General features: G+C 73.8%; 5 protein-coding genes and 1 riboswitch. Of the genes, 2 read left to right on the forward strand and 3 right to left on the reverse strand.

Going from position 1 to position 7,574, the window contains the following annotated elements; translation table 11 throughout:
• Positions 1 to 85 precede the first annotated feature (85 nt).
• Positions 86 to 823 (reverse strand): precorrin-6A synthase (deacetylating), encoded by a 738-nt coding sequence (gene cobF / locus ACI379_RS13530; protein WP_439792616.1) that lies wholly within the window; start codon positions 821 to 823, stop codon positions 86 to 88.
• Entirely contained in the window at positions 816 to 4,454 is a 3,639-nt protein-coding gene (cobN, locus tag ACI379_RS13535; RefSeq protein WP_439792617.1) for a cobaltochelatase subunit CobN, read from the reverse strand. Before cobN ends, cobF begins: the two co-directional genes overlap by 8 nt.
• A gap of 34 nt (positions 4,455 to 4,488) precedes the next feature.
• A riboswitch (cobalamin riboswitch) is annotated at positions 4,489 to 4,601 on the reverse strand.
• A gap of 44 nt (positions 4,602 to 4,645) precedes the next feature.
• Between cobN and ACI379_RS13540 the strand changes: the two genes are divergently transcribed.
• Both ACI379_RS13540 and ACI379_RS13545 read left to right on the forward strand, forming a co-directional pair.
• The gene (locus tag ACI379_RS13540; protein ID WP_439792618.1) at positions 4,646 to 5,227 is read left to right on the forward strand and encodes a histidine phosphatase family protein; all 582 of its coding nucleotides are present in this window, start codon (positions 4,646 to 4,648) and stop codon (positions 5,225 to 5,227) included.
• A gap of 59 nt (positions 5,228 to 5,286) precedes the next feature.
• On the forward strand, positions 5,287 to 6,723 hold the full coding sequence (locus tag ACI379_RS13545; RefSeq protein WP_439792619.1) for an FAD-binding oxidoreductase: 1,437 nt from the start codon (positions 5,287 to 5,289) through the stop codon (positions 6,721 to 6,723).
• Positions 6,724 to 6,779: 56 nt separating this feature from the next.
• Here ACI379_RS13545 and ACI379_RS13550 read toward each other — a convergent pair.
• On the reverse strand, positions 6,780 to 7,574 hold a 795-nt coding region (locus ACI379_RS13550; protein WP_439792620.1), incomplete at its 5' end, for an HNH endonuclease signature motif containing protein.

Here is a 7,574-nt window from a genome sequence, read left to right on the forward strand (position 1 = left end):
CGGCGTTCCAGGGCCCGGCAGAGGCCGGCGGTGACGACCGACTTGCCGGCGTCCGAGGTGGTGCCGGCGACCAGCAGGCCCGCCATCAGTCCTCCCGGGGTGCGCGGAGCAGGGACACGTCCATCACCCAGCCTGCCTCGGCGCGCGCCGCGGCGCGGGCAGCGACCACGTCGGCCAGGACCTCCCCGACTGAGCCCGACACCAGTCGCTCGCTGGGAGTGCCGAGATTGGCACCCCACCAGACCTGCCAGTCCTCGAGCCCGCCCCAGTCGGGCGCGGAGCCGAGCATCACGCAGACGTTGCGCTGCCCGGCCGCGACCGCCTCGCGCAGCCGACGGGCGGTGGTGACGTGCAGGGGCTGACCGACCTCGTGCAGCACGATCCGGTGCCGGGCGGCCAGCAGCTGCGGCGCGCTGATCCCGGCCACCACGCGTACGTCGAGGGGCTGGGAGGCGGCGACGGCGTCGAGGAGGCGCAGCGTGGAGTCGTACAGCGCCGGGTCGCCCCAGACCAGAAGGGCCGGGGTGCCCGGCTCGCGCTCGAGGACCTCGGCCAGCGCGGAGGCCCGGGCCGCGTGCCAGTCGGCCACGGCCGCGCCGTAGTTGGCCGGGTCGTCGCGGTCCCGGGAAGGATCGTCGACCTCGACCAACCGGAGGTCGTGCTCCGCGCAGATCGTCCGCCGCACCTCCAGGAGCGGGTCGTCGGCGCCCTTGCGGAAGGCGACCACCACGTCGGCCGCGGCCAGCGCGGTGGTCGCCTCGCGCGTCAGGTGGTCGGGCCCCATTCCGAAGCCGACCACCCACACGGTCCTCGCCTCACGCACCGGCACCTCCGGTGGCGTCGTCCTCGAGGTCGCCCTCGACGGAGAGGTAGACCTCGGCCAGCGCGGCCGTCGTCGCCGGGTCCGGCTCGGCCCACAGGCCACGCTCGGCCGCCTCGTGCAGCCGCTCGACGATGCCCCGCAGCGCCCACGGGTTGGAGGTGCGCAGGAACTCCTGGTTGGCCTCGTCGAGCACGTACGAGGAGGCCAGCTGCTCGTACATCCAGTCGTGCACCACGCCCGCGGTGGCGTCGAAGCCGAACAGGTAGTCGACGGTCGCGGCCAGCTCGAAGGCGCCCTTGTAACCGTGGCGCTGCATCGCGCCGATCCAGCGCGGGTTCACCACGCGGGCGCGGAAGACGCGGTTGGTCTCCTCGCCCAGCGTGCGGGTGCGGACCTGGTCGGGGCTGGTGGAGTCGCCGACGTACGCCCGGGGCTCCGCGCCGGTCAGCGCGCGCACGGTGGCGACCATGCCGCCGTGGTACTGGAAGTAGTCGTCGGAGTCGGCGATGTCGTGCTCGCGGCTGTCGACGTTCTTGGCGGCCACCTGGATGCGGCGGTAGTTGGTGCGCATGTCGTCGGCGGCAGGCGCGCCGTCGAGGTCGCGGCCGTACGCGAACCCGCCCCAGGCGGTGTACACCTGCTCCAGGTCCTCGTCGGTGCGCCACGTGCCGGACTCGACGACCTGCAGGATCCCGGCGCCGTAGGACCCCGGCTTGGAGCCGAAGATCCGCGTGGTCGCGCGCCGCTCGTCCCCGTGGGCGGCGCGGTCGGCGTCGGCGTGGGCGCGCACGAAGTTCGCCTCGTGCGGTTCGTCGAGGCCGGCGACGAGGCGTACGGCGTCGTCGAGCATCGCGACCACGTGCGGGAAGGCGTCGCGGAAGAAGCCGGAGATGCGGACCGTGACGTCGATGCGGGGGCGGCCGAGCTCGGCCAGGTCGACCACCTCGAGGTCGTTGACGCGGCGCGACGCCTCGTCCCAGACCGGGCGGACGCCGAGGAGCGCCAGCACCTCGGCCACGTCGTCGCCACTGGTCCGCATGGCGCTGGTGCCCCACACCGACAGCCCCACCGACGTCGGGTACGCGCCGGCGTCGTCGAGGTGGCGCTGCAGCAGCGAGTCGGCCATCGCCTGGCCGGTCTCCCAGGCCAGCCGGGACGGTACGGCGCGCGGGTCGACGGTGTAGAAGTTGCGGCCCGTCGGCAGCACGTTGACCAGCCCCCGCAGCGGCGAGCCGGACGGTCCGGCGGGCACGTACCCGCCGGACAGGGCGTGCAGCAGGTGGTCGAGCTCGTCGGTGGTCGCGGCCAGCCGGGGGACGACCTCGGTGGCGGCGAAGCGCAGCACCCGGCGCACCTCGTCGTCGCCGTGCAGGTCGTCGACCGCGGCGACGTCCCACCCGGCCTTCTCCATCGCCTCCACCAGCGCACGCGCCTCGGCCTCGACGGCGTCCACGGTGGCCAGTGGAGCGTCGGGCGCGAGCCCAAGCGCGGGACGCAGGCCGGGCACGGCGTTGCCGACGCCGCCCCACACCTGGCTGGCGCGCAGCACCGCGAGCACCAGGTTGACCCGGGCCTCACCGATGGGCGGTGCGCCGAGGACGTGCAGGCCGTCGCGGATCTGGACGTCCTTGATCTCGCACAGCCACCCGTCGACGTGGAGCAGGAAGTCGTCGAACTCCTCGTCCCCGGGGCGTTCGTCGAGACCGAGGTCGCGGTGCATCTGGGCGGCCTGCATGAGCTGCCAGATCTCGCCGCGGATCGCCGGCAGCTTGGCCGGGTCCATCGCGGCGATGTTGCCGTACTCGTCGAGCAGCTGCTCCAGACGGGCGATGTCGCCGTAGGTCTCGGCGCGGGCCATCGGAGGCACCAGGTGGTCCACGACGGTCGCGTGCGCGCGGCGCTTGGCCTGGGCGCCCTCGCCGGGGTCGTTGACCAGGAATGGGTAGAGCAGCGGCAGGTTGCCGAGGACCGCGTCGGTGCCGCAGTCCTGGGACAGCGCGGCGTTCTTGCCGGGCAGCCATTCCAGGGATCCGTGCTTGCCGACGTGGACGACGGCGTGGGCGCCGAAGCCGCCGTCGGCAGGAGTGTTCTCCAGCCAGCGGTACGCGGCCAGGTAGTGGTGGGTGGGGGCCAGGTCGGGGTCGTGGTAGATCGCGACCGGGTTCTCCCCGAAGCCGCGCGGCGGCTGGATCATGATGACGACGTTGCCGGCCACCAGCGTGGCGAGGACGATCTCGTCGGCGTCGTTGACGTACAGCCGGCCCGGTGCCGGGCCCCACGCCTCGGCCATCGCGTCGGCCAGCGCGGCGGGCAGGTCGGCGGTCCAGCGGCGGTAGGTGGCGGCGGGGATCCGTACGTGCGCCTGGGTGAGCTGGCCGTCGGTCAGCCACTCCTCGTCCTGGCCGCCCGCGGCGATCATCGCGTGGATCAGGGCGTCCCCGGCGCGGGTGTCACCCTCGGGGGTGCCGTCGACCAGGTCGAGGCCGGGGATGTCGCCGGGCGCCCCGAGGTCGTACCCCTCGGCGGCGAGCCGCTGCAGCAGCCGCACCGTGGAGACGGGTGTGTCGAGGCCGACGGCGTTGCCGATCCGCGCGTGCTTGGTGGGGTACGCGGACAGCACCAGCGCGACCCGCTTCTCCGCGTTGGGCACGTGCCGCAGGACGGCGTGGTTGACCGCGATCCCGGCGACGCGGCGGCAGCGTTCGGGGTCGGCGACGTAGCGGGGGAGCCCGTCGGCGTCGACCTCCTTGAAGGAGAACGGGACCGTGATGATGCGCCCGTCGAACTCGGGGATCGCGATCTGGCTGGCCGAGTCGAGCGGGGTCACGCCGTCGTCGTTGGCCTCCCACTCGGCGCGCGAGCTGGTCAGGCACAGACCCTGCAGCACGGGGATGTCGAGGGCCGCGATCCGCTCGACGTCCCAGGCCTCGTCGTCACCGCCGGCCGAGGAGGTGGCGGGGACGCTCCCGCCGGCCGCGAGCACCGTCACGACGAGGGCGTCGAGGGTGGCGAGCGTCTCGAAGAGCGCGTCGGGGGCGGTGCGCAGGGACCCGGCGAAGATGGGCACCCCGGTGGCGCGTCCGGTCGCGTCGACGGCGTCGGCCAGCGCGTGCGCGAACGCGGTGTTCCCGCTCGCCTCGTGGGCCCGGTAGTAGAGGACCCCGACCCGCGGCAGCGTCGGGTCGGCGGGCGCGTGCCGATCGGCCAGCCCCCACGTCTCGATCTCCGTCGGGGGCTCGAAGCCCTCGCCGGTCAGCAGCACCGTGTCGCTGAGGAACGCGTGCAGCTGGGCGAGGTTCGCCGGTCCGCCCTCGGCCAGGTACGCGTGCGCCTGCGCGGCGACGCCGATCGGCACCGTGGACAGCTCCATCAGCTCGGCGCTGGGCTGCTGCTCGCCACCCAGCACGACGAGCGGGGCAGTCCCGCGCAGGCCGTCGAAGCCGTCCCACAGCTCGTGCGGCGAGCCGAGGAACCGTACGACGACCAGGTCGGCACCCTCCACCGTGGCGGCCAAGGTGGCGGCGTCGGTGCGTCCGGGGTTGGCGAGCGTGTACGGGGCGCCGCTGGTGCGGGCCGAGAGCAGGTCCGTGTCGGACGTCGAGAGCAGGGCGATGCGGGCGGACGCAGCCATCGAGGGCTCCTCCTCGGGGTTCTCGCCCCGATTGACGGTGGGATCACCCGCGGCCAGTGTCTGGCTGTCCTCGTGCTCGAGGATCACAGTGGCGGAACCGCCCCGGAGTCGCACCGGGTTCCTGGGACCGCAGGTGGGGCGAGCGTACGCCACCGTCCGCGGCCGTCAGCGCCTCGGGCACAATGCGCCGGGTGAGTGCTCCGGTCCTGCTCGTCCGCCACGGCGAGTCCGAGTGGAACGTCGCGCGGCGCACCCAGGGGCAGACGCCGCACCCCGCACTGACGCTCCTGGGTCGCGAGCAGGCCGCCCAGGCGGCGAAGGTCGTGGCGGCGGCGCTGACCGACGGGCATCCGGTGCGCGTCGTCAGCAGCGACCTGGTCCGGGCCCGGCAGACGGCCGAGGCGGTCGCGTCGGTGCTGGGTGTCGATGTCGAGCTGGACGAGCGGCTGCGGGAGATGGCCCTGGGCGATCTCGAGGGCTGCTCGTACGAGGAGACGTGGCGGCGCGGGGAGGAGCACGACTGGTCCGACCCCGACCTGGGCGTGGGCAGGGGAGAGTCGCCGCGGGAGGTCCACGACCGGATGGCGGCGGCGGTGGCCGACGCGCTGGCGGTCGCCGGGGCGGGCACCGCGGTCGTGCTCGTCACCCACGGCGACGCCCTGCGCCACGCGGCGAACGCGCTGGCGGGCCACGGCCCGCTGGACGGCGAGTGGCTGGAGGTCCCCAACGGGGCCGTCTTCGCGGTGGGTGCGCCGGTCGTACGCCTCGGCTGAGCGGGAGAATGGCGCTGTCCTGCCCGGTCGGGTCGGGACAGCGGGAACGGGAGAGGCCGATGACCGGTACGGATGACTGGCTGGACGAGCTGCGCGCGCTGCTCGGCGATTCAGCTGTGCTGACCGCTGCGGCCGACACCGAGCGGTACGTGTCGGACTGGACCGGCCGGTTCCGCGGCGAGGCGTTGGCGGTGGTGCGTCCCGCGAGCACGGCCGAGGTCTCCGAGGTCGTACGCCGCTGCGCCGCGGCCCGTGTCGCGGTGGTGCCGCAGGGTGGCAACACCGGGCTGGTGGGCGGTGGCGTGCCGGTGGCCACGGATGGGGATGGCGTCGGGGCGCGACCGAGCGTCGTGCTGTGCCTGGAGCGGATGCGCGCCGTACGGGCTCTCGACACGGTCGCGGACACCGTCACGGTGGAGGCGGGCGCGGTCCTCGCGGACCTGCACGACGCGGTCGCTGAGGTGGACCGGCTGTTCCCGGTGTCGCTGGGCTCGCAGGGTTCGTGCACGGTGGGCGGCATCGTCTCCACGAACGCGGGCGGGACGTCGGTGCTGCGCTACGGGATGACGCGCGAGCTGGTACTCGGGTTGGAGGTGGTGCTGCCCGACGGTCGTGTGTGGGACGGTCTGCGCGCGCTGCGCAAGGACAACTCCGGGTACGACCTCAAGCAGCTGTTTGTGGGCGCCGAGGGCACGCTCGGGGTGGTGACTGCCGCGACGCTGCGGATGGTGCCGGCGACCCCGCGCCGGGCGACGGCTCTGCTCGCCCTCTCCTCTGTGCGGACCGCGACCGACCTGTTGCCGGTGCTGCGCGCGGCGGCGGGGGAGCAGCTGACCACGTGGGAGCTGTTCAACCGGGCGTCGCTCGACCTGGTGCTGGCTCACGTCCCCGCGGCCCGGGACCCGTTCGCGCGGCCGTACGCCTGGTACGGGCTGGTGGAGGTCGCCGGGGGCGGGGACGAGGTGGACGCCCGGCTGGAGGCGGCGCTGGCCGACGCGGTCGAGGCGGGGGGTGTGCCGGACGCGGTGGTGGCGGGCAGCCCCGCTCAACGTGAAGTGTTGTGGCTGCTGCGGGAAGGCATCTCCGAGGCGCAGCGCGTCGAGGGGGTCGCGGTGAAGCACGACGTCTCGGTGCCGATCGCGTCGCTGGCCGAGCTCGTGGCGCGGCTGGAGGAGCGGGTCCCGGCGCTGCTGCCCGGCGTCCGGTTGATCACGTACGGTCACGTCGGCGACGGCAACCTGCACTACAACCTGTCGGCACCCGTCGAGGCCCCCGGCTCGCTGCTGCCCGCGTCGGAGGAGCTGACGGCGGCGGTGTACGCGGTGGTGGCCGACCTGGGCGGTTCGATCAGCGCCGAACACGGTCTGGGCGTCCTCAAGCGCGATGCGGCAGCGGGGCTGACCGCGGCCGTCGAGCTCGACCTGATGCGGGCCGTGAAGAGCGCCCTCGACCCGTTGGGCCTGATGAACCCGGGCAAGGTGCTGCCCGACGGGTGAGGGTGCGCCAGTGGCCCGGGCAACGGGGGTGCTGGCCGGGCTGGTGGCGGTGCTGGTCAGTGGTCGAGCGCGTTGCTGGTTGAGCGTGTCGAAACCACCCGGGCAGCGCCTGTCGTATCGAGCCGTGTGGTGCCGCCTCGGTCGCGTCGGAACCGGTGCCCGTGGGGGCTGGTCCACTCGAACACGCCGCTGGCTGGGGACTCGAGGTGCCAGGTGGTGTGGGTCTTGAGGCGGTGGTGACTCCTGCACAAGCTCGCCAGGTTGGAGCTACGAGTCTGAGCCTCCGGGGGATCCCCGTCGCCGTGGTCCCGGTCGGGGTTGTGGTCGTACGGGGTCACGTGGTCGAGGTCGCACGCGCGTGCGGGTCGGGTACACCACGGGAACACGCAGGTGCGATCCCGGAGCTGGACTTGACGCCGCAGCCGCGGTGAGGGTGCGTACCCGGTGGAGGTGATCTCGTCGTTGAGGTCGATGACCGGGAGGATGCGGACCTCGGTGTGGGTGTCCCGGCACCAGTCCTTGACCTGGTGGAGCAGTGCGAGGCGGTTGCCCTCGTCGAGGGTCGCGGTTGGCCCGAAGGCCCAGCCGGTGCCCTCGTCGGCGGGGCCCGCGGAGGCGGCGGCGGGTGCCGCGGTGAGGTGGACGTGGAGCTCGAGACGCCGCGCTGGCGACGGCGTGGCTTCGCGGGGCTCAACCAGCGCAAGGGTCGTCTGCTGGCGGGCGAGCGACCCGAGTGCCATCGACCGGCGAGCCTCGAGCGGCTCCACCGACCCGAGGGCCTTCAACTCGGCCGCACCCGTACGGCGTGCTCCAGGTCGAGGGCGTCGGCGATGTCGAGCTCGGCGGTGACG

Source organism: Nocardioides sp., assembly GCF_051876515.1.
Taxonomy (GTDB): domain Bacteria; phylum Actinomycetota; class Actinomycetes; order Propionibacteriales; family Nocardioidaceae; genus Nocardioides.